The 23,673-nt window shown below is 70.7% G+C and carries 25 protein-coding genes; 15 read left to right on the forward strand and 10 right to left on the reverse strand.

Features of this window, described 5'->3' with window-relative positions:
• Window positions 1-29 precede the first annotated feature (29 nt).
• The 3 genes from MKK75_RS24230 to MKK75_RS24240 all read right to left on the reverse strand — a co-directional run bounded on the left by MKK75_RS24230 (window position 30) and on the right by MKK75_RS24240 (window position 2,556).
• Window positions 30-230 (reverse strand): valine--tRNA ligase, encoded by a 201-nt coding sequence (locus MKK75_RS24230; RefSeq protein ID WP_244045062.1) that lies wholly within the window; start codon window positions 228-230, stop codon window positions 30-32.
• Between the two features lie 61 nt (window positions 231-291).
• Window positions 292-531, reverse strand: a complete 240-nt coding sequence (locus MKK75_RS24235; protein WP_244045063.1) for a hypothetical protein — start codon at window positions 529-531, stop codon at window positions 292-294.
• 186 nt (window positions 532-717) lie between these two features.
• Complete coding sequence (locus tag MKK75_RS24240) at window positions 718-2,556, reverse strand: aminopeptidase P family protein (protein WP_244045064.1); 1,839 nt, start codon at window positions 2,554-2,556, stop codon at window positions 718-720.
• Between the two features lie 211 nt (window positions 2,557-2,767).
• Between MKK75_RS24240 and MKK75_RS24245 the strand changes: the two genes are divergently transcribed.
• On the forward strand, window positions 2,768-3,031 hold the full coding sequence (locus MKK75_RS24245; RefSeq protein WP_244045065.1) for a hypothetical protein: 264 nt from the start codon (window positions 2,768-2,770) through the stop codon (window positions 3,029-3,031).
• A gap of 237 nt (window positions 3,032-3,268) precedes the next feature.
• On the opposite strand, the gene MKK75_RS24250 is transcribed toward MKK75_RS24245, so the two are convergent.
• Complete coding sequence (locus MKK75_RS24250; RefSeq protein WP_244045066.1) at window positions 3,269-4,195, reverse strand: 50S ribosomal protein L11 methyltransferase; 927 nt, start codon at window positions 4,193-4,195, stop codon at window positions 3,269-3,271.
• Window positions 4,196-4,485: 290 nt separating this feature from the next.
• Between MKK75_RS24250 and MKK75_RS24255 the strand changes: the two genes are divergently transcribed.
• From MKK75_RS24255 to modB, 3 genes are all read left to right on the forward strand, one after another.
• Window positions 4,486-4,629: a hypothetical protein gene (locus MKK75_RS24255; protein WP_244045067.1), complete on the forward strand. Its 144-nt coding sequence runs from the start codon at window positions 4,486-4,488 to the stop codon at window positions 4,627-4,629.
• 669 nt (window positions 4,630-5,298) lie between these two features.
• Window positions 5,299-6,114 carry a molybdate ABC transporter substrate-binding protein gene (gene modA, locus MKK75_RS24260; RefSeq protein WP_244045068.1) on the forward strand — a complete coding sequence of 272 codons (816 nt, stop codon included), beginning with the start codon at window positions 5,299-5,301 and terminating at the stop codon, window positions 6,112-6,114.
• A 10-nt stretch (window positions 6,115-6,124) separates the two neighbouring features.
• The gene (modB, locus tag MKK75_RS24265; RefSeq protein WP_244045069.1) at window positions 6,125-6,817 is read left to right on the forward strand and encodes a molybdate ABC transporter permease subunit; all 693 of its coding nucleotides are present in this window, start codon (window positions 6,125-6,127) and stop codon (window positions 6,815-6,817) included.
• A gap of 48 nt (window positions 6,818-6,865) precedes the next feature.
• Here modB and MKK75_RS24270 read toward each other — a convergent pair whose 3' ends face one another.
• A complete protein-coding gene (locus MKK75_RS24270) occupies window positions 6,866-7,546 on the reverse strand; it encodes a glutathione S-transferase family protein (RefSeq protein WP_244045070.1) in 681 nt (226 codons plus the stop codon).
• A 62-nt stretch (window positions 7,547-7,608) separates the two neighbouring features.
• Between MKK75_RS24270 and modC the strand changes: the two genes are divergently transcribed.
• From modC to MKK75_RS24300, 6 genes are all read left to right on the forward strand, one after another.
• On the forward strand, window positions 7,609-8,712 hold the full coding sequence (gene modC / locus MKK75_RS24275; RefSeq protein WP_244045071.1) for a molybdenum ABC transporter ATP-binding protein: 1,104 nt from the start codon (window positions 7,609-7,611) through the stop codon (window positions 8,710-8,712).
• 219 nt (window positions 8,713-8,931) lie between these two features.
• On the forward strand, window positions 8,932-9,378 hold the full coding sequence (locus MKK75_RS24280; RefSeq protein WP_244045072.1) for a TadE family protein: 447 nt from the start codon (window positions 8,932-8,934) through the stop codon (window positions 9,376-9,378).
• Window positions 9,375-11,015 carry a TadG family pilus assembly protein gene (locus MKK75_RS24285; RefSeq protein ID WP_244045073.1) on the forward strand — a complete coding sequence of 547 codons (1,641 nt, stop codon included), beginning with the start codon at window positions 9,375-9,377 and terminating at the stop codon, window positions 11,013-11,015. The genes MKK75_RS24280 and MKK75_RS24285 overlap by 4 nt, the downstream gene beginning before the upstream one ends.
• A gap of 379 nt (window positions 11,016-11,394) precedes the next feature.
• Window positions 11,395-12,300 carry an alpha/beta hydrolase gene (locus tag MKK75_RS24290; RefSeq protein ID WP_244045074.1) on the forward strand — a complete coding sequence of 302 codons (906 nt, stop codon included), beginning with the start codon at window positions 11,395-11,397 and terminating at the stop codon, window positions 12,298-12,300.
• 186 nt (window positions 12,301-12,486) lie between these two features.
• Window positions 12,487-12,957, forward strand: a complete 471-nt coding sequence (locus tag MKK75_RS24295; RefSeq protein ID WP_244045185.1) for a DUF1348 family protein — start codon at window positions 12,487-12,489, stop codon at window positions 12,955-12,957.
• Window positions 12,958-12,962: 5 nt separating this feature from the next.
• Window positions 12,963-13,511 carry a TetR/AcrR family transcriptional regulator gene (locus MKK75_RS24300; RefSeq protein ID WP_244045075.1) on the forward strand — a complete coding sequence of 183 codons (549 nt, stop codon included), beginning with the start codon at window positions 12,963-12,965 and terminating at the stop codon, window positions 13,509-13,511.
• Window positions 13,512-13,531: 20 nt separating this feature from the next.
• On the opposite strand, the gene MKK75_RS24305 is transcribed toward MKK75_RS24300, so the two are convergent.
• Together MKK75_RS24305 and MKK75_RS24310 are read right to left on the reverse strand one after the other, a co-directional pair.
• Window positions 13,532-14,692, reverse strand: a complete 1,161-nt coding sequence (locus tag MKK75_RS24305) for a M20 aminoacylase family protein (protein ID WP_244045076.1) — start codon at window positions 14,690-14,692, stop codon at window positions 13,532-13,534.
• A complete protein-coding gene (locus MKK75_RS24310) occupies window positions 14,689-15,957 on the reverse strand; it encodes a GNAT family N-acetyltransferase (protein WP_244045186.1) in 1,269 nt (422 codons plus the stop codon). Before MKK75_RS24310 ends, MKK75_RS24305 begins: the two co-directional genes overlap by 4 nt.
• A gap of 212 nt (window positions 15,958-16,169) precedes the next feature.
• On the opposite strand from MKK75_RS24310, the gene MKK75_RS24315 reads away from it, so the two are divergent.
• Window positions 16,170-16,499 (forward strand): hypothetical protein, encoded by a 330-nt coding sequence (locus tag MKK75_RS24315; RefSeq protein ID WP_244045077.1) that lies wholly within the window; start codon window positions 16,170-16,172, stop codon window positions 16,497-16,499.
• Window positions 16,500-16,522: 23 nt separating this feature from the next.
• Here the strand turns inward: MKK75_RS24315 and MKK75_RS24320 are convergent, their stop codons facing one another.
• From MKK75_RS24320 to MKK75_RS24330, 3 genes are read right to left on the reverse strand one after another with little or no spacing between them, the layout of a single operon-like run.
• On the reverse strand, window positions 16,523-16,921 hold the full coding sequence (locus tag MKK75_RS24320; RefSeq protein WP_244045078.1) for a lysozyme inhibitor LprI family protein: 399 nt from the start codon (window positions 16,919-16,921) through the stop codon (window positions 16,523-16,525).
• Window positions 16,918-17,664, reverse strand: coding sequence for a glycerophosphodiester phosphodiesterase family protein (locus MKK75_RS24325; RefSeq protein WP_244045079.1), 747 nt, complete (start codon window positions 17,662-17,664; stop codon window positions 16,918-16,920). The genes MKK75_RS24320 and MKK75_RS24325 overlap by 4 nt, the downstream gene beginning before the upstream one ends.
• A 2-nt stretch (window positions 17,665-17,666) precedes the next feature.
• The gene (locus MKK75_RS24330; protein WP_244045080.1) at window positions 17,667-18,140 is read right to left on the reverse strand and encodes a RidA family protein; all 474 of its coding nucleotides are present in this window, start codon (window positions 18,138-18,140) and stop codon (window positions 17,667-17,669) included.
• A gap of 269 nt (window positions 18,141-18,409) precedes the next feature.
• On the opposite strand from MKK75_RS24330, the gene MKK75_RS24335 reads away from it, so the two are divergent.
• From MKK75_RS24335 to MKK75_RS24350, 4 genes are all read left to right on the forward strand, one after another.
• A complete protein-coding gene (locus MKK75_RS24335) occupies window positions 18,410-19,600 on the forward strand; it encodes an aspartate aminotransferase family protein (RefSeq protein WP_244045081.1) in 1,191 nt (396 codons plus the stop codon).
• 168 nt (window positions 19,601-19,768) lie between these two features.
• Entirely contained in the window at window positions 19,769-20,749 is a 981-nt protein-coding gene (gene argF / locus MKK75_RS24340; protein WP_244045082.1) for an ornithine carbamoyltransferase, read from the forward strand.
• A gap of 378 nt (window positions 20,750-21,127) precedes the next feature.
• Window positions 21,128-22,153, forward strand: a complete 1,026-nt coding sequence (locus tag MKK75_RS24345) for an Hsp33 family molecular chaperone (RefSeq protein ID WP_244045083.1) — start codon at window positions 21,128-21,130, stop codon at window positions 22,151-22,153.
• Window positions 22,154-22,323: 170 nt separating this feature from the next.
• Complete coding sequence (locus MKK75_RS24350) at window positions 22,324-23,502, forward strand: hypothetical protein (protein WP_244045084.1); 1,179 nt, start codon at window positions 22,324-22,326, stop codon at window positions 23,500-23,502.
• Window positions 23,503-23,673: the final 171 nt, after the last annotated feature.

Here is a 23,673-nt window from a genome sequence, read left to right on the forward strand (position 1 = left end):
CGCCCGCCGGATCATCGCATCGTCAATGCTCAACGGCGGGGTTCGAACAGGATGAGAAGATAGGACGCCCTGCGCTGATCTTCGGTCGGCCGCCTCAATCGGTCGACCGCCGAGCGGGCGGTCTGGAGCGCGGCGCGCGCATCGATGCGCGCCGAAGCTGCGGTCGGATCATCGTCTGCCTGATACTGTCGATCCTGCAACTCTACGACGGCCCCCGCGATCGTCGCCACATCGCTGCCGAATCCCCAGCCGACTCATAAGGCTTATGCCGGAATGAACAGATGCTCCGGATTAATAAGTGCCAAGCTCGTCGAGCGCACGCTGCCCGGCGTACTCGACCATGACCCGCAGCGGCTCGCCAGCCGTCTCCAGCGCCCTGCGAATCGCCAGACCGGCGTCGAGCAGCGCCTCTTCATCGATTTGCTCGATGGCATCGTCCTTTAGGATCAAACGGCCACGTCGAACCGCGTCGCCGTCCGAACCAATCATGTCGCCAGGGTGAGCCGCCTCGACGCGGGGACTGCCGAACACCGTGTCGGCAGCCTCGCGGGCGACCTCCGTGCGATCAGCGGGCAGGTCCGAGCCCCTTCGAGCGCTTGCCAAAACCTTGGCCGTTCGCTGGTCGGGAGCGACCGGCCCGCGACCGAATGTGTCGCCCCGCCGGAGACCGCGCAAGGGCGCACGGTGCATCCCCGGCAGCCGCGGGTCGAGCAGCTCTCAAACCGCCAGCGCCTCCGTCGCTTGCTCGAGCCATGCGCGCGTCCCGGCGTCGAGGTCCGGCGACAAAACCTCCCGGACCCGGGCGTGATAGGCGTCGATCCAGCTCCGCTCGCCCGGGTCGAGTAGGTCCGGGCAGATCAGCCGCCGGTCGTAGGGGGCGAGCGTCAGCGTCTCGAATCCGAGCATCGGGCGCTCGCCGTCCGGGATGGCGCGCGGCTCGACCAGCACGAGGTTCTCGATCCGGATGCCGTAGGCGCCAGCCGCGTAGTAGCCCGGCTCGTTCGACAGGATCATGCCGGCCTCCAGCGCCACCATGCCGGTCTTGGCGATCCGCTGCGGCCCCTCGTGGACCGACAGGAAGGCGCCGACCCCGTGACCGGTGCCGTGGTCGAAATCGAGCCCCGCCTGCCAGAGGGGTGCCCGGGCGAAGGCATCGATCTGCGCGCCGGTCGTCCCCTTCGGAAACACCGCCCGGGCGATGGCGATGTGGCCCTTCAGCACCCGGGTGAAGCGATCACGCATCGCCGGGCTCGGCTCGCCCACCGCGACGGTGCGGGTGATGTCGGTGGTGCCGTCCGGGTATTGCGCGCCGGAATCGATCAGGAACAGCTCCCCCGGGCGGACCGCCCGGTCGCTCGCGCGGGTGACCCGGTAATGCACGATCGCCCCGTTCGGGCCGGACCCCGAGATCGTCGGGAACGAGACGTCGCGCAGGTCGCCGCCCGCATCGCGAATATCCTCCAGCGCCTCGACGGCGGCGATCTCGGTGAGGCCGCCCTCCGCGGCCGCCGCGTCGAGCCAGGCGAGGAAGCGCACGACGCTCGCTCCGTCCCGGCGATGGGCGGCGCGCGCGCCGGCGATCTCGGCGGCGTTCTTGACCGCCTTCATCCCGGTGATCGGATCCTTGCCGACATCGACCGTGCCGCCGGCCGCCTCGATCCGCTCCCTGAGCGCGACAGCCCCGGTCGCCGCGTCGAGCCGCACCCGCGCGCCGCCGAGGGAGGCCAGCCCATCCTCCAGTTCCGCCCGGGTCAGGATCTCGGCGACGGGGGCGAGGGCCGCGCGCAGGTCCGGATCGACGGACGGCGAGACCAGGAAGAGGCGTGCCAGCCCCTCGCGCGGCAGGATCGCGTAGCCGAGGGCCAGCGGCGTGTGCCCGACATCGGCGCCCCGCAGGTTGAACGCCCAGGCGAGGTTGTGGGGGTCCGAGACAACGAGGGCGTCGCACCCGGCTTCCTTCAGGCTCTCGCGCACCCGGGCGAGTTTGTCTGCGACCGTCTCGCCCGCCAGGGCGTCCGGATGGCGGTTGATTCGTCCGACGGGCGGCTTCGGCTGGCCGGCCCAGACGGCATCCACGAGGTTCGGCACAGCCCGCAGGGCGCCCCCCGCTTTCGTCGCGGCCCGTTCCAGCCGCGCGAGCCCGTCCGGCGTGTGCAGCCAAGGGTCGTAGCCGAGCACCTGATCGCGCCTTAGGTTGGCGCCGACCCAAGCCTCCGGCGTCGATTCGGCCAGCGGCACGACCGTGAGGATGCCGGTATCGACCTGCTCGGGGGCCTGGAGGGTGTAGCGGCCGTCGACCACCAGAGCAGCGGATTCGGCCAAGATCACCGCGGTTCCGGCCGAGCCGGTGAAGCCGGTGAGCCAAGCGAGCCGTTCCGCGTCGGCGGGGACGTATTCCGACTGGTGCTCGTCGGCCCGCGGAACGACGAATCCGTCGACGCCCGTCTCGCGCAGCGCCGCCCGCAGGGCCTCGATCCGCTCAGGCCCCTTGCGATGGCTCGGATCGTCGAAGCTCTGGAAGCGCTGGCGCGGTCGGGACGGAGGCGGTTCGATCATGGGGGAAGGGTAGAGCGCCCCCCGCCAGCATGGCAACCGAAACGCGGTTTGGCCGGGTCGGGGGCCGCTACTCTGTGTGCGCGTAAAAGTTGCCGGACCACGATCGTTATGCAGTGCGCGGCTCAGCAATGGGCGCGGCGCATACCTTATTCAACATGAAAAAATCGCGAACAATCTTATCAAGCCATCGCTTTTGGCTTATCAGAGTACGATGGCACGCCGCGTCTATTACCGGATCAGCGACAGACCGGATGGCTGCTTCGACGCCGTCGTCACGATCGAACCCGATACCGTGATCCGACGCGAGGGCTTCGCCTCGCTCGCGGATGTGGAAGACTGGATCGAGGGCCTGCGGGTCCTGATGGCCGCGCTCGGCGCACCGGTCGCGCACGCGGATGCGACCGAACGGCCAGCCGATAGCGAAACTGCGCTGGACGGGTTGTGCCTGCCGCGGGGTTTGCGCGCGGCGCGATAGCGACGCCGGGGGTTCGAGCCTCGGCCGCTCGTCAGGAGGCGATCGGGCGCGGAGCCGGCCGGCAGGCTGTCATGGGCCTCCAACCACGCGATCCGGGCCGCCGAGTCCGCTGGATACGGGCAGGCGTCCTCGGGACGACCCGGCGCCCGGGCGCATCCCGACATCGATCGGGTCCGACGGCGAATCGCGGAGTGACGTCCGGGTCGTGCCGGGGGCGAGCGCCCGCTTGCGCGCGGTTCAGCGCCGAGGCAACGGTCGTGCGGCCGCGCCGCCGCGCATCAGCACGAGGGCGACCCAACCCTCGATCAGACCCCGGCGCACGAGGGCGAAGCCCTGGTGGCGGTAGGCCGCGAGCACGCCGGCCACATCGCGCTCGATCAGGCCGGACAGGACCAGCACGCCCCCGGGCGCGACCACCCGGCTCAGGGACGGCGCGAGGAGCCGCAGCGGCCGCGCCAGGATGTTGGCGAAGACCAGATCGAAATGGCGGGACCGCGCCGCGAGCCGGTGGCGTACCCCGGCGCCGTGATAGAGCTTGAGGTGAGGGCCGAGCCCGTTGGCCCGGGCGTTCTCCCGGGCCGTGCGCACCGCCTCCGCGTCGAGGTCGCCCGCCACGATGGGCTGCCGCAGCGCCTTGGCGGCTGCGAAGGCCAGGATGCCGGTGCCCGTGCCGACATCGAGGACGTGGGCCGGACGGCGCTGCTTGAGCACTTGGACCAGGGCGCGCAGACAGCCCAACGTCGTGCCATGGTGGCCGGTGCCGAAGGCGAGAGCCGCCTCGATCTCGATCGGCAGGTCGTTGGCGCGGACCGCCGCGCGGTCGTGCGAGCCGTGCACGAGGAAGCGCCCGGCCCGAACGGGCTTCAGCCCCTCCAGCGAAGCGCGCACCCAATCCTGCTGCGCGATCGTGTGGAACTCGGCCGCGTCCGCCGCATCGCCGATCACCGGCCGGATCAGCGCGCGGACGTAATCCTCGTCGGGCGCATCCGCGAAATAGGCTTCGAGCCGCCACGTTCGGCCGTCGGCATCCTCGAAGGCCGCCACGGCGGTCTCGGTCGGATCGAACATCTCGCCCAGCAGGTCGGTCATGGCCCGCGCCGAGCGCTCGTCGGTCAGCAGGCGCAGGACGTGGGACGGGCGGTGGGGCGGCAGACCTTCCAGCATGGGCCCGGGCTGTAGCGCCGTCGCGCACCGCCGCACAGGGGGCAACCGGATGCCGACGCGAAAAAACCGGCGTCGTGACGCCGGTCCGGCCAGCGCGCCGCGACGCCGCCATGCCGTTTGTTGCCCGGAGGACACAAACGGCAATACTCATTTCATAACGATCTTAAACAGGTTTCCTGGACCGATATGTGTGTTTAGAAAGTCTCGGCTTCCCCAAGCTGGAACCCTGAACTTGGGCGCGCCGTCCCTCCGTGGACCGGCGCGCCAGTTTTGACAGGCACACGTCGCCCATGACCGCACCCCTCTTCATCAGCGCCGCGCTCGCCTGTGCCACGACCGGCGTGGCGTGGCTCTGGGGGCTTCTCGTGGCGGCCGGCATGAGCCAACTACCGGAAGTTGGATCGCCGGAGCGGCGCGACATCCGCACGTGGTGACCCTACCGGATTGCGATTCGCGGCGCTGAGCGCTCAGGAATGCGGCATGGTGCGCGCGCGTTAACCACAGGGATCGGCGAAACAACGGGAACCCGTCTGCGGGCACGACGTTTTCGGCCCGCCTTTCCCGTGAACCGCGATTGAGCAGGGTGCGTACCGCGTGACCAAGTCCAGACGTTCCGGCCCCCGCGGGCCCGTAATCGTCAACGAGACGACGGGGTCCGGGCGCCCGCGCGAGCGGCTCTTCGGCGGCCCGACCCCTGACGGGCCGCTTCCGGGACACCTCCTCGTCCTTCTCAGCCGCCTGCATCGCGCGGAGAACGCGCCGAAGGAGCCCCGCGACTCCGCGCTTTGAGGCGCGCCCGATCGCGCGGCGCGCCGTACCCGAGACGGAAACGCGAAGGCTTCGGAGCCCGCTGCCGCAGGCGCTTCAGCATGACGAGATGGGTGGGATCACCCGTTCGATCCCGTCACGGGGTGCTGGCGTGCGTCGGGCGGGTTGCCGTCGCGCAGGGGCGAGCCGTCGGTTCGACGCGCTGTCCTGCGGCCAACCAGTATCCGCGCCTTGCAGCGCGGCGCGCTGGACCTTGGCCGCGCGCGCGGCGGCCTCTATGCTCCCCGTCATACCCGGCCGGATATAACGGTCCGCGAGAGAGGGGACCCTCAGCCATGCGCCCGACTCGACGCAGCTTGGTCGTGCTCGCCCTCGGTCTCCTGATTGTCTGTCCCACGTCCCGGCGGGCGCGGGCGGGGGATCCCGTCGTGGTTTTCGCCGCGGCCAGCCTCAAGAACGCGCTCGACGATACCACGGCGGCCTGGACGAAGGAGACCGGCAAGACGGTGCGGATCTCCTACGCGGGCTCGAACGCCCTCGCCAAGCAGATCGAGGCGGGGGCGCCGGCCGACCTGTTTCTCTCGGCGGATCAGGCCTGGATGGATTACGTGGCGCGGGCCGGCCTTCTGAAGCCAAGCTCGCGGATCGACCTGTTGCGCAACTCGCTGGTTCTGATCGCGCCGGGGCCGAAGAATCCCGGTTCCGATCCCCAGATCGCCCTCGCGCCCGATCTCGGCACGACGCTGGCGAAGATGCTCGACGGCGGCAAGCTGGCCATGGCGACGATCGACGCCGTCCCGGCCGGCAAGTACGGCAAGGCCGCCCTGGAGAAACTCGGCGCCTGGGAATCCGTGAAGGGGCAGGTGGCCCAGGCCGACAACGTGCGCGGGGCCCTGCTGCTCGTCGCCCGCGGGGAGGCGCCGCTCGGCATCGTCTACGCCACCGACGCGGCGGCGGATCCCGGCGTCCACGTGCTGGCGACCTTCCCGGCAGACAGCCACCCGCCGATCGTCTACCCGGCGGCCATCATCGGGGATTCGCGCAATCCCGATGCCGCCGTCCTGCTGAGCTATCTGCGCAGCCCGGCGGCGCGAGCTGCGTTCGAGCGCCAGGGCTTCACGGTGATCGACGCGCCCGCGGCCGGCCGATAGCAACGCCGCCGTGCTGGACCTCACCCCGGCGGAGTGGGCCGCCGTCGCCCTGAGCCTCAAAGTGGCGCTGGTGGCGACACTGGCGAGCTTCGGCCCGGGTCTCGCGATCGCGTGGATCCTGGCCCGCCGCCGGTTTCCCGGGCGCGCGCTGCTCGACGGGCTGGTCCACCTGCCGTTGATCCTGCCGCCCGTGGTGACCGGCTACCTTCTGCTCCTGGCCTTCGGCCGGCGTGGCCCGCTCGGAAGCCTGCTGGCGGAGGCGGGAATCGTCCTGGCGTTCCGCTGGACCGGGGCGGCGCTCGCCTGCGCGGTGATGGGCTTCCCCCTGATGGTGCGGGCGATGCGCCTGTCGATCGAGGCGGTGGATCGCCGGCTGGAGCAGGCGGCCGGGACGCTGGGCGCGCGCCCGCTGGCGGTGTTCCTCACCGTGACGCTGCCTCTGAGCCTGCCGGGCTGCATCGCGGGGGCCTTGCTGGCCTTCGCCAAGGCGATGGGCGAATTCGGCGCGACCATCACCTTCGTGTCGAACATCCCGGGCGAGACCCAGACGCTGCCCTCGGCGATCTATACGCTGACTCAGGTTCCGGGCGGGGAGGGGCCGGCCCTGCGCCTCACCCTGGTCTCGATCGGCATCTCGGTGACGGCGCTGCTCGCCTCCGAGTTTTTGGCCGACCGGGTCGGGCGCCGGCTGGGCGCGGGCTGAATGACCAGTCCGATCCCGCCCCGCGTTCCGTCAGCGATGCGCCGGGTCTCAGGCGGACGACGATCCGCCGGTGCCCGCATACGCGTAGGGTCCGCCTGCCTCCAGCGCCCGCCGATAGGCCGGACGGGCGTGGATCCGCGCGAGCCACGCGAGAACCCGCGGCCCCGTCCCGGTGCCGCGCGCGGCAAAGGCCTCCAGCGGGAAGCGCATCATCACGTCGGCGGCGGTGAAATCGTTGCCGCAGACATACGGACGTTCGGCCAGTTCCGCCTCCCAGAAGGCCGCGTGCCGTCGCAGGTCCGGATCGACGAAGCTCCGCAGCACGGTGTCGGCGATCCGGCGGACGAGGGGGCGCAGGAGACGCGGGCTGCCCGGCGCCAAGCGGGAGAGGACCAGCTTGAGCAGGAGCGGCGGCATCGCCGAGCCCTCCGCGTAGTGCAACCAATAGGTGTAGCGTGCGTGGGCCTCAGTGCCCGGGTGCGGCACCAGGGTGCCGCCGGCCTTGCCGGTGAGATAGGTGACGATGGCCCCGGTTTCCGCGATCACGGCGCCGTCGTCGGTGATCACCGGCGCCTTGCCGAGGGGATGGACGGCGACCAGATCCGGCGGAGCCCGCATCGTCCGGGGATCGCGTGCGTAGCGCTTCACCGTGTAGGTCAGCCCGAGTTCCTCCAGCAGCCAGAGCACGCGCTGCGAGCGGCTGTTCTCGAGATGGTGGACCGTGATCATCGCGGCTGCGTCCCCGCCGGCGCAGGAGCACGCCGCACCGTTCGTTACCCGAGTCGCCTCGCGTGAGCATCCAGGTCGACGTCACCCTCCACCGGGGCGCCTTCACCCTCCAGGCGGCGTTCGCGGCCGGGCCGGGGCTAACGGCGCTGTTCGGCCGCTCGGGCTCGGGCAAGACGACGCTGATCGATCTGATCGCCGGGCTCGCCCGGCCGGATCGGGGCCGGATCGTCGCCGACGGCACGGCGCTGGTCGATACGGAAGCCGGCCTGTTCCTCCCGTCCCACCGGCGGCGCATCGGCGTGGTGTTTCAGGATGCGCGGCTGTTCCCGCATCTCAGCGTGCGGACCAACCTCGGCTACGGCCGCGTTTTCGCCCGGCACCGGGCCGATCCCGCGCAGGTCGACGCGGTGATCGCCATGCTCGGCATCGGCCACCTGCTCGATCGCCGGCCGTCCGGCCTTTCCGGCGGCGAGCGCCAGCGGGTCGCCATCGGCCGGGCGCTTTTGGCGCGACCGCGCCTGCTGCTGATGGACGAGCCCCTGGCGGCGCTGGACGAGGCCCGCAAGGCCGAGATCCTCCCCTACATCGAGCGCCTGCGCGACGAGGCCGGCGTGCCGATCGTTTATGTCAGCCACGCCGTCTCGGAGGTCGCGCGCCTCGCCACCACGGTGATCGTGCTGGAGGCGGGGCGCGTGGCCGCCGCGGGCCCCGCCGAGGCGATCCTGCGCCGGGCCGATCTCGCGCCGATCCACGACGCCGAAGCCGGCGCGCTGCTCGACATGGTCGTGCAGGCCGCCGATCCGGAGACCGGCCTGACGCATCTGACCGGCGACGCGGGGCGCCTGCTGGTGCCCGGGCTGGCGCGCCGGATCGGGACGCGCCTGCGTGTGCGGATCCCCGCCCGCGACGTGCTGGTGGCGACGACGCGGCCGCAGGGCCTCAGCGCGCGCAACATCCTTCCCGGTCGGATCTGCGGGATCGTGCCGGTGGGCGATGAAGTGGCCGTCGAGATCGCGTGCAACGGTGCGCATCTCGTCGCACGCGTGACCCGGGCCGCCGCCGCCGACCTGGGCCTCGCGAACGGACAGGCCGTCTTTGCCATCGTGAAGAGCGTCGCCTTCGACCCGGCGGGGATCGGCCTCGTGCGCGGCTCTGTCGCAATCTAGAGCGCTCTCCCCCAAAGGGCGACCGGTTCGGGGCAAGAGAGCGCGCTGCATCAAGGCCTTAGCGCCGCGCGCAACGGCAACGCGATCGGGCACGGCTCAAGACGGCCGGTAAGCCGGTTTTAACGCAACCAATATTTTAAATACACAACCCTTGGTTAGGATTCGGACGCCACGGTAGATTGAAGGGACGAAGCAGACACAACTTTCAGAGGCAATTCGATGGGCATCCGACGCCTGCTCCATCATCCTTCCATCGCTGGATCGACCGGCCGCAGCGGCAGTTCCGCGGTGGAGTTCGCCCTCGTGGCGCCGATGCTCCTGCTGTTCTTCGCGGGCATCGCGATGTTCGGGATCTGCCTCGGGGCGGCCCACAACCTGCGCCAAATCGCGGCAGAGGCCGCGCGCGCCTCCGTGGCGGGCGTCACCGACGGCGAACGGGCGACGCTGGCGCAGAACACCGTGAACCGCAGCCTGAGTACGGGCGCGATGTTCCGTCCGGGCAGCGTCGTGGTGCAGGTCGGGCCCGACCCCAACGACGCGACGGTCTACACGGTCACGCTCACCGCCGACACCGCGCCGCTCGGCGTCAACGTCTTCTCGCGCCTGCTGCCGATGCTGCCCACCATGCTGCGCAGCACGGTCAGCGTCCGGAAGGGGGGCCTGTGATTTGCCGGATCGCGCGCCGGCTGCATCGCTTCGGCGTGGCGCGCGGCGGCAACGTCGCGATCCTCGTCGCGTTCGGTAGCGCGCTCCTGCTGGCGGCGAGCGCCGTCGGGATCGATCTCGGCCTCGTGTTCCAGGCACGGCGCAAGGCGCAGGGCGCGGCCGACATCGCCGCCATGATGGGGGCCATCGACCCGACCCAGGCCGACGCGATGGCGCGCCGTTCGCTCGGCGACAACGGTTACGGCGGAGCAGTCGCCACGGTCGATACCGGCAGCTACGACGCGAGCGTATCGGGGGTCGCCCCAGCCAGCCGGTTCCAGCCCGGCGCGAGTCCGGTGAACGCCGTTCGGGTCGGCCTGTCGACCGTGGTGCCGATCACCTTCGGGCGGGCGATCGGGCTCGCCGGCTCGGTTCCGCTCCGGGTGACCGGGACAGCCGCCAGCGCGCAGTTCGCGGCCTTCAGCATCGGATCTGGCATCCTGCAATTCAGCAACGGCATCGCCAACGCCCTGCTCGGAGGCCTGCTCGGCGCACAGCTGTCGCTGAGCGCGAGCGACTACAATGCCCTTCTGGGCGCCCGGGTCGATGGCCTGCGGGTCCTCGACGCGCTGGCGACGAACCTGAACCTGCAGGCGGCGAGCTACACGGACATCGTCCAGGCCAACGCCAGCGTCGGCCAGATGCTGATGGCGCTCCGGGTCGCCGCCCAGGGCAACGCCGCCGCGGTCAACGCGCTTTCGGGCATCCTGAACGCGCTGCCGAATGCCGGCGGCACGGTCCCGATCGGGCAGGTGGACCCGCTCGGGGATGCCGCGGCGCTGGCGCCCCCGCGGGGATTCGGCGGCCCCTCCGTCGACCTGATGAATATCCTCGGGGCCACCGCGGCGCTGGCCAACGGCCAGAACCAAGTGGCGGTCGATCTGGGCGCCACCATTCCGGGGCTGCTGTCGACCCGCCTGACCGTGGCGATCGGCGAGCGCCGCCGCAGCTCGGGCTGGGTCCGGCCGGGGGGGCCGAACGCCACCGTTCAGACGGCGCAGACCCGGCTGCTGATCGAGGCCACGGCTTCGGCGCCCCTGGGGCTGGGAACGCTCTCGCTCCCGATCTACGCCGAGGTCGCACCGGCCCAGGCGACGCTGCAGGCGCTGAGCTGCGTCGGCGGCGCGCGTCAAGCCGCGATCAGCGCCCAGACCGGCCTCGCGACCCTTGCGGTGGCGGCGGTCTCGCGCAGCGCCATCACGGGCGGCACCACCAGTCCGAGCCTGTCGCAGCCCGCGCCCCTGATCGCACTTCCGCTGGTGAACGTGACGGGGCGTGCCCTAGCGACGATCGGGTCGGCCACGCAGACCCTCGTCTTCAACGACGCCGCCATCACCAACCACACGGTGCAGACGGTGTCGTCGGGCGACCTGACCCAATCCCTGACCGGCAGCCTGCTGCGCAACCTGTCGCTGAACATCAACGGCATCGGCGTGAGCCCGCTGCTCCAGACGTCGCTCGGCGCGACCTTCACCGCCATCGCACCGAGCCTGGATCTCGTGCTCGACACCGCCCTGCGCAGCCTCGGCCTGCACCTCGGCTACGCGGATGTCGACGTGGACGGCGTCCTTTGCAGCCAAGCCGTGCTGGTGCAGTGACAGGCAGCCCCGAGAGCCCTCGGATTGACCTGCTCTTCTGCGCCGAACCGGTATCCGCTCCGGCGGAGAGCGCTCTAGCCGATCTGCGTCAGAAGCGTGAACGCACCGAACAGCAGCACGGCGACGACCGACACGGCGAGCAGGATGAGCGCGGCGCGCGATTCCCGTATTTCCGGCGACATGGGCCTGCCCGATCTCATGACCTCGCGGCTCGCGAACCCGCGAGCCGCCGAACGTCGCACCGATGCCGCCGCCTGTCGACGTGCATCGGGGCCGCGCAGCCGACAGCTTGGCGGATCTGACGCCGCGTCGTGCCGAATCCGGCGCGCGGGCCGGTCGATCCGGTGCAGGATGCCTCCGGATCATCACGGAGCGAGAGATGCGGACCGATATCGCCTTTGTCTCGGAGGGCCGCACCCTGCGCGGCTGGCTCTACTGCCCCGACACGACCCCCGATGCGGCACCTGCCATCGTGATGGCGCACGGCTTCTCGGCCGTGAAGGAGCAGTATCTCGACCGCTACGCCGCGGTCTTCCAGGCTGCCGGATTCGGCGTGCTGGTCTACGACCACGCCAATCTCGGAGCCAGTGACGGCCTGCCCCGGCAGGAAATCGACCCGGTTCTGCAGAAGCGGGGCTATCGGGATGCGATCAGCTTCGCGCAGACCGTGCCGTGGATCGATCCGGACCGGATCGGCATCTGGGGTACCAGCTACAGCGGCGGCCACGTGATCGAGGTGGCCGCCCTCGACCGCCGCGTCCGCTGCGTCGTCGCGCAGGTTCCGCAGATCAGCGGCTCGGCCTCGGCGCAGCGCCGCACGCGGGCGGATCTCGTGCCGGCCCAGCTGCGCCGCTTCGAGGCGGACCGCGCCGCCCGCTTCCGCGGGGAGGAGCCCGCCCTGCTGCCGGCGGTCTCTGCCGATCCGCAGCAACCCTGCGCCATGCCGGGGGCCGACAGCTACGCCTTCTTCACCGGGACGGAAGCCTTCGCGCCCACTTGGCGCAACGCCGTGACCCTGCGCAGCGCCGAACTGTCCCGGGAGAACGAGCCGGGCTTCCACATCGCCCGGATCAGCCCGACGCCCCTGCTGATGATCGTCGCCGAGCACGATCTGCTGACCGCCACTGATCTATGCCTGGAGGCGTATCAGCGGGCGCTGCCGCCCAAGCACCTCGTGATGGTGCCGGGCGGCCATTTCGACCCCTATGTCCGGCACTTCGACCGGACCAGCGCGGCGGCGCGCGACTGGTTCACGGCCCATCTCGGCGATGCGGTTCGCACCTGACCGTCACCCGAACGGGCATTCGGACCCGGCCATCGCCCGGCTCGGCATGGTCCGGCGGCAGGTCGGTGTATCCCCCCTCGGCCTCCCGAGCGGGACGCACGCCGTTCCGCGCGCCCGAAGAAATCGTTTGACAGTCACACGGCGCGACGATCAGTTTGTACCGATCGGTACAAACTGGAGCCCTGCATCGTGTCGGACCGTCCCCCCCTTCCCCCCTTCACCGCCGAGACCGCCGCGCAGAAGGCCCGCATGGCCGAGGACGCCTGGAACGGGCGCGACCCCGAGCGCGTGGCGCTCGCCTACACGTCCGACAGCGTCTGGCGGAACCGCAGCGAGTTCCTGACGGGACGCGCGGCGATCGTGGCGTTCCTCCAGCGCAAGTGGGCGCAGGAACGCGAGTATCGGCTGATCAAGGAGGTCTGGACCTTCGGCGGCGACCGGATCGCGGTGCGCTTCGCCTACGAGTGGCACGATGCAGAGGGGCGGTGGTTCCGCTCCTACGGCAACGAGAACTGGGCGTTCGATGCCCACGGCCTGATGCGCCGCCGAATCGCCAGCATCAACGATCTCGCCATCGCCGAGTCCGAGCGCAAGTTCCACTGGCCGCTCGGCCGCCGGCCCGACGATCATCCAGGCCTCACCGATCTCGGCCTCTGACGGCGTTGACCAGCCGGGCCGAAACGCTGTCGAAGCTCGCGGAGGTGTTTCGCGCGCACGGCTACGAGGGCGCCAGCCTCGCGCGGATCGGCCGGGCGACAGGCCTGGGCAAGGGCAGCCTGTACAACCTGTTCCCCGGCGGGAAGGCCGAGATGGCGACCTGCGTGCTGGCGGAGATAGACGGGTGGTTCGAGACCAACCTCTACGCGCCGCTCCGCGCGGCGGAACGCCCGGGCGAGGCGGTCGCGGCCATGTTCGACGCGGTCGACGCGTATTTCCGCTCCGGGCGGCGGGTCTGCCTCGTGGGCGTCGTGGCGCTCGGCTCGGAGCGGGATCGATTCGGCGAGGCGGTGCGCAGCTACTTCGCGCGCTGGGTGGCAGCGCTGGCGGACGCCCTGCAACGGTCGGGCCGGGACGCGGCGGGAAGCACCGCCCTGGCGGAGGAGATCGTCGTCCAGATCCAGGGGGCCATCGTCCTGTCCCGGGCGCTGGACCAGCCGGCGGTCTTCTCGCGGGCGATGACGGCGCTGCGGGCCAGGGCCGCCGCGGACTGAACTCCGCGGCGGCCCACGCCTCATGCGGCGGTGCGGCGCTCGACCATCCGGGCCAGGAACGCGCTGCCCACAGGGATGATCGAGTCATCGAAATTGTAGCCGGCATTGTGCAGGCCGGGGCCGGCATTGGCGCCGAGCCAGACATAGGCGCCGGGCACCGCCATGGTCATGTCGGCGAAATCCTCGCTGCCCATCTTGGGCGTGACGTTCGTCTCGACCTTGTCGGTCCCGAGGAGTTCGGTCGCGACCTCCGTGGCGGCGGCGGCCTGCTCGGGGGCGTTCTCCAGCACGGAGAACACGTCCTGAAGGTCGACCTTGATCTCGGCGCCGTAGGCCGTGGCAAAGCCCGCCGCCAGCTCGCGCATGCGCGTGCCGGCGAGCGCCCGGATCTCCGTGTCGAAGGTCCGGATCGTGCCGGCGAGGTGCGCCGTCTCCGGGATCACGTTGTAGGCCGAGCCCGCCTCGATCCGGGTGATCGACAGCACGATCGACTTCAGCGGGTCGGCGTTGCGCGACACGATCGATTGCAGCGCCTGGGCGAGCCCGGTGGCGATGATGATCGGATCGGTGCCCCGGTGCGGCTGGGCCGCGTGGATGCCCTTGCCGCGGATGTGGATGTCGAAGAAGTCGGCCGCCGCCATGATCGGGCCGGGCCGCAGCTTGATCGTGCCGGCGCCGCCGCCCGGCTGGTTGTGCAGGCCGTAGATCTCGTCGCAGGGGAATCGCTCGAACAGGCCGTCCTTCAGCATGGCGCGGGCGCCGCCGCGGCCCTCCTCGGCGGGCTGGAACACGAACACCGCGGTGCCGTCGAAATTGCGCGTCTCCGCGAGGTAGCGGGCGGCGCCGAGCAGCATCGTGGTGTGCCCGTCATGGCCGCAGGCGTGCATCTTGCCCGCGTAGGTCGAGCGGTAGGGGAGGTTGGTCTCCTCCTCGATCGGCAAGGCGTCCATGTCGGCCCGCAGGCCGATCCGTTTGCCATGATCGGTGCGGCCCTTGAGCAGACCCACGACCCCGGTGCCGCCGATTCCGCGATGCACCTCGCAGCCGAGCTTCTCCAGCATGTCGGCGACGATGCCGGACGTGCGCACCTCCTCGAAGCCAAGTTCCGGATGGGCGTGGAGGTCGCGGCGGAGCGCCGTCAACTCGTCGGCAAAGGACTTGATGTGGTCGATCGGACTCATGTCTCGGGCACTCTCGGGGGACGTGTGGGGGAGGGCTCCGCGCCGTCGCAGGCGCCGCCCCCGTCCGCGCGCCGGAACGGCGTCAGCGTGTCGAGGACGTCCACCGCCTCGGCGACGTGGGCGCGTTCCCGCTGCAAGTAGTCGGCCACGCCGCGCCGCAGCGCCGGGTCGGCGATGTCGTGGGCCGAGTGCATCAGCACCGGCCGGTAGCCGCGGGCGAGCTTGTGCTCCCCCTGAGCGCCGGCCTCGACCCGCTTGAGGCCGCGGGCGATCGCGAAATCGATCGCCTGATAGTAGCAGACCTCGAAGTGCAGGAACGGGTGGTCCTCGATGCAGCCCCAGTTGCGGCCGTAGAGGGCCGTATCGCCGATCAGATTGATGGCGCCCGCGATATAGATACCCGCGCGCTTGGCCATCACCAGCAGCACCCGATCCGCCATGCGCTCGGACAGCAGCGAGAAGAATTTTCGATTGAGGTACGGACGGCCCCACTTCCGCGAGCCGGTATCCGTGTAGAAGGCGTAGAACGCGTCCCAGTGGGCCTCGGTGATGGCCGCGCCGGTCAGGTGCTCGATGGTGATGCCGGAACTCAGCGCGTCCCGGCGCTCCTTGCGGATGTTCTTCCGTTTGCGCGAGGCGAGGGCGGCGAGGAAATCGTCGAACGTGGCGTAGCCGTCGTTCTCCCAGTGGAACTGCTGATCGGTGCGCTGCAGGAAGCCCGCGGCACCGGCCCGGTCCCACTCGGCCTCGCGCATGAAGGTGACGTGGATCGAGGACGCCTTGGTCTCGCTCCGCAGCGCCCGCAGGCCGGCGACGAGCCCGGCGGTCGCCTCGTCCGGGTCGGCCCCCGGCGCGATGAGGAAGCGCGGGCCGGTCACCGGCGTGAACGGCACGCTGACCTGCAGCTTCGGGTAGTAGGAGCCGCCGGCCCGCTCGTAGGCATCCGCCCAACCGTGGTCGAACACGTATTCGCCCTGACTGTGCGATTTGAGGTAGCAGGGCACCACGCCGAGGCGCTGTCCGTCGCGCTCCACCGAGACGTGGAGCGGCAGCCAGCCGGTCCGGCGCGAGACGCAGCCCGAATCTTCGAGCGCCGACAGGAAGGCGTGGGAGACGAAGGGGTTGTGCGTCTCGTCGCCCGCCGCCAGGGTCTCGGGCGAGAACGCGCAGGCATCCCAATCCGCTGCCCCGATCTCCTTGAGTCCGGGCAGCGCCCGCACAATGAGCGTGGGGGTTTCCGGCGTCGGCCCGGGTGCTTGCTTCATGGGCATGAGTCTAATCCCTGCCCGGGCAGGGGCAAGCGGGCGGATCCGCGCGGTGGGGTGGACGGCCTTGTCAGAGGGCCGTCGTCGTCACACCATGCGGCTGCCGAATCCGGGAACGAGCGAAGCGCATCCCCACGACCTGGTATGCTCCAGACCGCGATATCAACGGGACCGCCCACCGGCATCCGCCGGACGATTTCGTCGACGACGTCATGTGCGAGACGAGTAATCTCGACACGCAGGATACGAACGTGCCGGCTACGGTTTTCATCTCGACCGCGCTCGGCGCGCCTGCGCCGCGTGTGAAACGATGTCCGGGCCGGGCCGGACGGGCCTTGCCCTGTCTGAGCGCCTCCGTCGAAGCCGATCCCAAAGTGCGGGACGCCGTCATCCAGACGCCCATCTCCCGGGCAGCCGCGCCGCCGGTGATCGCCCGGGCGCGCCTGAACCACGCGGCGCTGCTCGATCTCTGGGCCAACGGCGCGTCGTGGAACCGCCGGGAGGTCTCTGCCGTCCTCGATGGGCTCCGCAAGCTTCCCTAGCGCCCCACCGACAAGGCGTGAGCTTACTCCCCGAACCCGCCGACGCAGATGACATCCGCCTCCGCGCATGTGAGGTAACCCGTCAGCATCTTGGTCCGCGCGGCCGTCACCCGGGCCAGGCAATTGGCCCGGACTTGCGGCTGCATCGAGCCGCCTTCCGCACCCGTGGCTTCGAGGGTGCAGCTCGCGTCTCGGAACGGAAGCCAAGCCTTCTGGGCCGCCCGCAGACCGTCCTTCGCCTTCGGACCGATCTGCTTCATGAGTTTGCCGTAGGCGGCGTTCATCGCCGCATCCGCCCGGTCGTAGGCGGCCGCGGCGCAGGCGTTCAGATCCATCTGGGTCGAGCCGGCGCACGGCGCGGCCGCGCTGGCCGGCGCGGCCGCAAGAAGGAACGCGGCGAGACAGATCGCCGACCGTCTCATGGAACGAACCCTTCGAACACCATCTGGTCGGCATGTGCGCCTGCGCGGGCACGCTGGTCGTCGGTCCGCACCGTCCAGGCCATCACGGGGATCCGCCCGAGCAGCCGGCAGAGATAGGTCGGCGCGCAGGGCAGGTCGTCCACCCGCCAGGATAGGAAGTCGGGCCGGGTTTCGGCGAAATGCAGCAGGTTGGACAGGGCGAGCCGCATGCTCGGCGGCAGCGCCGCGTAGGCTGGATCGTCCTGGGTCGTCTCGGACACGATCCCGCGCGGGATCGTCGGGCAGAGCGCGCGCAGGGCCGCGACCACCTGCGGGTCGAAGGATTTCAGCGCCACCGGCCCGTCATAAGCGCCAGCCACCGCGGCGGCGCGGGTGGCCAGCCGCAGGTCGCCGTCGTAGCGGGACTTCACCTCGATCACCACCGGCACCGCCCCGGCCACCGCGGCCAGGAAGGCCGGCAGGGTCGGGATCGTCTCGGCAGTCCCGCCGATCGCCAGCGTCCCGAGATCGGCGGCCGAGCGCTTCGCCACCGCCTCGCTCGCCCCGGTCAGACGGCCGAGGGCGGCGTCGTGGAACACCATCGCCTCGCCGTCCGCGCTGATCTGGACGTCGCACTCGATGGCAAATCCCCCCGCCACCGCGGCGCGAGCCGCAGCCAGCGTGTTCTCCGGCCGGCCCGCCGCACGGTCATGAAGACCGCGATGGGCGATCGGCCGCGCGGTCAGCCAGTCCGGCGCCGCCATCGTCAGCGGACCTCGAACATCGCCTCGACCTCGACGGCGGCGTCGAGGGGCAGTTCCGCCACGCCGACCGTGGAACGGGCGTGGCGCCCCCGGTCGCCCAGGAGCTCGACCATCAGGTCGGAGGCACCGTTCATCACGCCGGCCACCGCCGAGAAGCCCGGCGCCGCGTTGATGAAGCCGCCGAGGCGCACGCACTGGACGACCGCACGGTCGAGATCCCCCACCGCCGCCTCGAGCTGGGCGAGGACGTTCAGGGCGCAGAGCCGGGCCGCCGCCCTGCCGGCCTCCGCCGGGACGGTGCCGCCGACCTTGCCCGTGTGCTCGGCCGCGATGGCGCCGTCAGGGCCGAAGCAGACCTGGCCGGAGATCACCACGAGATTGCCGGTTCGCACGAACGGCACGTAGTTGGCGACCGGCGCCGCCGCCTTGGGCAGGCTGAGGCCGAGCGATGCCAGGCGTTCCTTGATCGTGCTCATCGGGCGCGTCCTCGCTGATCGAAACGGCCGGAGCTGGAGCATGGCCGCCCCCCGTCGCGCAAGGGGCGTCGCCCGCGGGCAGGCCAGAAATCGCTGGGCCGGAAGCAGGGCGCAGCTCTGCCGCGCGGCTGCAACGCGCATTGAAACGTTGACAGGACCGCGCACTTTCATAGTAATCGCGCGCGTGCCGCCCCCGACCGAGGCGGCACTTTCATTTGGAGCCGGCTAACGCTTGCTCCGGGATCGACTGAAGAACGGAGATGGGACCCGTGACGTCAGCCCTTCTGCCGACCTATGTCCGCGCGCCGCTCGCCTTCGAGCGCGGCGAAGGCGCCTGGCTCGTGACGGAGGGCGGGGAGCGATACCTCGATTTCGGCGCCGGCATCGCGGTCAACGCGCTGGGCCACGCCCATCCCCACCTCGTCGGGGCGCTGACCGAGCAGGCGAATCGGATCTGGCACACCTCGAACCTGTTCGAGATCCCCGGCGGCGAGCGGCTCGGCCAGCGCTTGGCGGAGGCGACCTTCGCTGACGTCGTGTTCTTCTGCAACTCGGGCGCGGAAGCCAACGAGGCGGCGATCAAGATCGCCCGCAAGTACCACGCGGCCGATGGCCATCCGGAGCGTTTCCAGATCGTCACCTTCGCGGGCGCCTTCCACGGCCGGACGCTGGCGACGCTCGCCGCGGGTGGCCAGCAGAAGTACCTCGAGGGCTTCGGACCCAAGGCGGAAGGCTTCGATCAGGTCGCTGTCGGCGACTGGGCGGCGCTGGAGGCCGTGATCGGACCGGAGACGGCCGCGCTGATGATCGAGCCGATCCAGGGCGAGGGCGGCGTGCGGGTGATTCCCAATGCGGATCTTCGCCGCCTGCGCGAGATCTGCGACGCCAACGGCCTGCTCCTGATCATGGACGAGGTCCAGACCGGCATCGGCCGCACCGGCAAGCTGTTCGCGCACGAATGGTCTGGCATCGCGCCGGACATCATGAGCGCCGCCAAGGGCATCGGCGGCGGCTTCCCGATGGGCGCCTGCCTCGCCACGGGCGAGGCCGCCCGGGGCATGACGGCCGGCACGCACGGCACCACCTTCGGGGGCAACCCGCTCGCCATGGCGGTGGGCAACGCGGTGCTGGATGTCGTGCTGGGCGAGGGCTTCCTCGATCGGGTCGCCCGCTCCGGCCTGCTCCTGAAGCAGAAGCTCGCGGCCCTGCGCGATCGTCATCCGCACGTCTTCGATGAGGTCCGCGGCGAGGGGCTGATGCTTGGCCTCAAGCTCGGCGTGCCGAACACCGACTTCGCCGCCGCCGCGCGCGACGCACATCTCCTCGTGATTCCGGCGGGCGACAACATCGTGCGCCTGCTGCCGCCCCTGACCATCGGCCAAGCGGAGATCGACGAGGCGGTCCGGCGCCTCGACGCGGCCGCATCCGGATTCGAAGCCGTGCGCGGCGCGGCCGAATAGGTTTGCTTCCGAGACCCGTCGAACACCGCCCGCCGCCCCCGGCGGGCGGCCCGAAGCGTTTCCGGATACGGTCGATCACGCCGTGTCGGACGGAAATGCCCCTGCCAGGAGGTAGAGTGTCGTTCATGATCAGGTGATCGTTGAGCAGACTCTAGGTATTGTGACGCGATGAAAGCCCAGATGAATGGCCGGGCGAAGGCCCCGGCCCCGCACCTGAACGGTGGCGGCCCCCGTCATTTCCTCGATCTCAAGGATTTCTCCGGGGAAGAGCTGCGCCGGGTCCTGGACGCCAGCGCCGCCATCAAGGCGGCTCGACGCAAGGGCGAGCGCGCTGCCGACCGGCCGCTGACGGGCAAGACCCTGGCGATGGTGTTCGACCGGCCCTCGACCCGCACCCGCGTCTCCTTCGACGTGGCGATGCGCGAACTCGGCGGCGAGACGCTGATGCTCACCGGCTCGGAGATGCAGCTCGGCCGCGGCGAGACCATCGGCGACACCGCGCAGGTGCTGTCGCGGTTCGTCGACGCGATCATGATCCGCATCCTCGATCACGGGCAGATGCTGGAGCTTGCGGAATATGCGACCGTGCCGGTGATCAACGCGCTCACCAAGGTCTCGCACCCGTGCCAGATCATGGCGGACGTGCTGACCTTCGAGGAGCATCGCGGGCCGATCAAGGGCCGCACCGTGGCGTGGTCGGGGGATGCCAACAACGTGCTGGCGAGCTGGGTCCACGCCGCCGCGCGGTTCGACTTCACGCTCAACGTCGCGAGCCCGCCGGAACTCGCGCCGCCGCCGGCTCTGCTCGCCTGGGCCAAGCAGCAGGGTGCGGCCGTCAACGTCACCACCGACGCCTTCGCGGCCGTGGAGGGCGCCGACGCGGTGGTGACCGATTGCTGGGTCTCGATGGGCGACGACGACGAGGGCCACCGGCACAACCTGCTGAGCCCGTATCAGGTCAACGCCAAGCTGATGGCGGCGGCGAACCGGGACGCGATCTTCATGCACTGCCTGCCGGCCCATCGCGGCGAGGAGGTGACGGCCGACGTGATGGATGGCCCGCGCTCGGTGGTGTTCGACGAGGCCGAGAACCGCCTGCACGCGCAGAAGGGCATCCTGGCCTGGTGCCTGCGCGCCGGCGGACTCTGAGAGCGGGCTCGACGGAAGCGGAGGACGCGGGCCGCGGTTTCGAAAGGGCGGGCCCTTTCGCGGGTCCAGGGCAGAGCCCTGGAGATCGCCTCAGGGCCTTGCGCTGAGGACCCGCCGAAGGGCGGGCCCTTCGAAGCCCGGGATCCGGGTCGAGGCGGATCCGGGCTCGCGTCCGCGGGCTCGGCATACCATATAGGGAACAGCGGGCGGCATGCGCGGCCCGTATCCCCATCACGGCTGCCGACAGGCGGCAACCCGGCGACGGATGTGGCGCAATGCGTCCGTTCTCCCGCGGGGCGCGGGCGGGGTGAGGGATCGCTCCGCTCAGGCTTGCCCCTCACGCCGTTCGGCGTCCCTGGCGCATCGATCGGAGAGGGCATGAGTTCAGGAACCCCATCGCACTTGGACGCCGGGCAGGCCGGCAACGGTCACGCGGGCGGCGACGACGCCGTGCTGCCCTTCGCCGTGGAGGCGCTGGACGTGCGCGGCCGCGTCGTCCGGCTCGGCCCCGCCGTGGACACGATCCTGCGCCGGCACGGCTATCCGGATCCGGTAGCGCGGCTGCTCGGCGAGGCGGCGGCGCTCACGGTTCTGCTCGGCTCCTCCCTCAAGTTCGAGGGCCGGTTCCAGCTCCAGACCAAGACCGACGGGCCGGTGGCGATGATCGTGGTCGATTTCGAGGCGCCGGATCGCCTGCGCGCCACCGCGCGCTTCGAACCTGAGCGCGTCACCGCCCTCGGCTCCGGCCCGCTCAAGGATGCCGACCTGATCGGCACCGGGCACCTCGCCATGACCATCGACCAGGGCCCCGCGGCCAGCCGCTACCAGGGCGTGGTGGCGCTGGAAGGCCAGAGCCTGGAGGAGGCCGCGCACCAGTATTTCCGCCAGTCCGAGCAGATCCCCACGCAGGTCCGCCTCGCGGTCGCCGAGGCCGTGGAGGAGGGGGCCGGGCACTGGCGGGCCGGTGGCTTGGTCGTGCAGTTCCTGCCCCAGTCGATCGACCGCGCCCGCCTCGCCGACCTTCCGCCGGGCGACATCCCGGAGGGGCACGCCCATCTCTCGGACGCGGCGCCCGAGGACGATGCCTGGGTGGAGGCGCGCTCCCTCGTCGCCACGATCGAGGATCACGAGCTGGTTGATCCCAACGTGTCGAGCGAGCGCCTGCTGTACCGGCTGTTCCACGAGCGCGGCGTGCGGGTGTTCGACCGCCAGCCCGTGCATGAGACCTGCCGCTGCTCCCGCGAGCGGGTGTTGGGCATGATCCGCTCCTTCACGCCGCAGGAACGGCGCGACATGGTGGCGGATGACGGACGGATCGTCATCACCTGCGAGTTCTGTTCGCGGCGCTATGACCTCGATCCCGAAGCGGTCGAGGCCGAGATCGCGGAGCAGCCGAAGCAGTAGAAGTCGACACAGCAACCCGCTGGACAGCTTCTCATCGCGGCTTCACGGCCAAGCTTTGCTCGCGAAACGCAGGAATATCGGTATTCGTTGCGTGAATTTTTCAGGGGTCTGAGCAGAACTGTTTCCGGATCTTCGACGTTGCGTGCCCGATTCAACATTGGAGGAACGCCATGCGGAGATTGTCGATCGGTTTGGCCGCGCTGCTGATGAGCACCTCGGTCTACGCGCAGCAAGGCGGCGCCGAGCGCGGAGCCGGGATGGCCGGTCGCGGTGGCCAGAACGGCACCGAGTCGGGCATGAAGGCCGGCGGCGAGCGCGGCGGCATGCAGGGTCGCCAGAAGGGCAGCCCGGCGACCGCCGACCGGAATGCTGGCCCTGGGCGGGCGGATCAGGACCGGAACGCCGGGGGCGCGGACCGGATGGCGCAGGATCGTGACCAGGGCAACCGTGCCGGCGCCGCGCGCCAAGACCGCGACAATGCCCGCGCGACCGACCGCAACGCCCGCGACGGCGCCCGGGCCGAGCGTGGCGACCGCCGGGGCGAGCATGTCGACGTTCGCGACCGCACCGACGTCAGCAGCCGGACCGACACGCGTCACGACCGGGTCGAGGGCGGTTTCCGGCGCGAAGGCCGCTACGTCTTCATCGGCGGGCAGCGGGTTGTGTACGGCTCCCCCGAGTACCGCCGGCTGATCGTCACCGAGACCCGCGGTCCGCGCGAGCGCTACGTCGTGATCCGTGGCCAGCGCGTCCTCTACGGCTCGCCGGACTATCGCCGCCTCGTCAGCGTCCGCGAGACCGGCCCGCGCGAGCGCTACGTGGTGATCCGCGGACAGCGCGTTCTGTACGGCTCGCCCGAGTACCGTCGCCTCGTGTCGGTGCAGGAGGATCGCTTCGTGACGATCCGCGGCCAGCGGGTCCGTTACGGGTCCGCCGAGTATCGTCGCCTCAGCGGCGGCGGCACGGTCGACGCCAGCTTCCACGCGGAGCAGCGCGCCGGCGCCCGGTTCGACAAGCATGGCGACCGGGACGGAATCCGCAACGTCTCGCGCAACGAGGACCGCGACAACGGCCGCAATGCCGGCAAGATGGACCGCGGGATGGAGCGCAATGCCGGGCGCGACGGTCGGAATGACGGCATGCGCAACGGCGACATGCGCGGCAACCAGCAGGCCGGTATCCGCAACGCGTCCGACCGCGGCAACGGGCAGGGCGGCATGAAGTCCGGCGCCGAGGGCGGCCGGATGGGTGGCGGCGAGCGCAGTGGCGCGCCGGGCAGCGCCAAGGGCGGTGGCGCCATGGGCGGCGGCCGGACCGGCGGCGGAGAACCGGGTGCCGGGCGCAACTGAGCGACGTGATCCCAGGGAGGGGCCGTGCGGCCCCTCCCCGTCGGTAGACGGGGTCTCCTGCGGAAACCGAGCGCCGCAAACCGCTTGTCTCCCGCCCCTGCAGGGGAAAGGGAAAGCAAGCGGAAGACCGAAATCATCGGTTGAAAGCGGTCAGGACGCCTGAGAGCGCAG

This window comes from Methylobacterium sp. J-030, assembly GCF_022829545.1.
Lineage (GTDB): Bacteria > Pseudomonadota > Alphaproteobacteria > Rhizobiales > Beijerinckiaceae > Methylobacterium.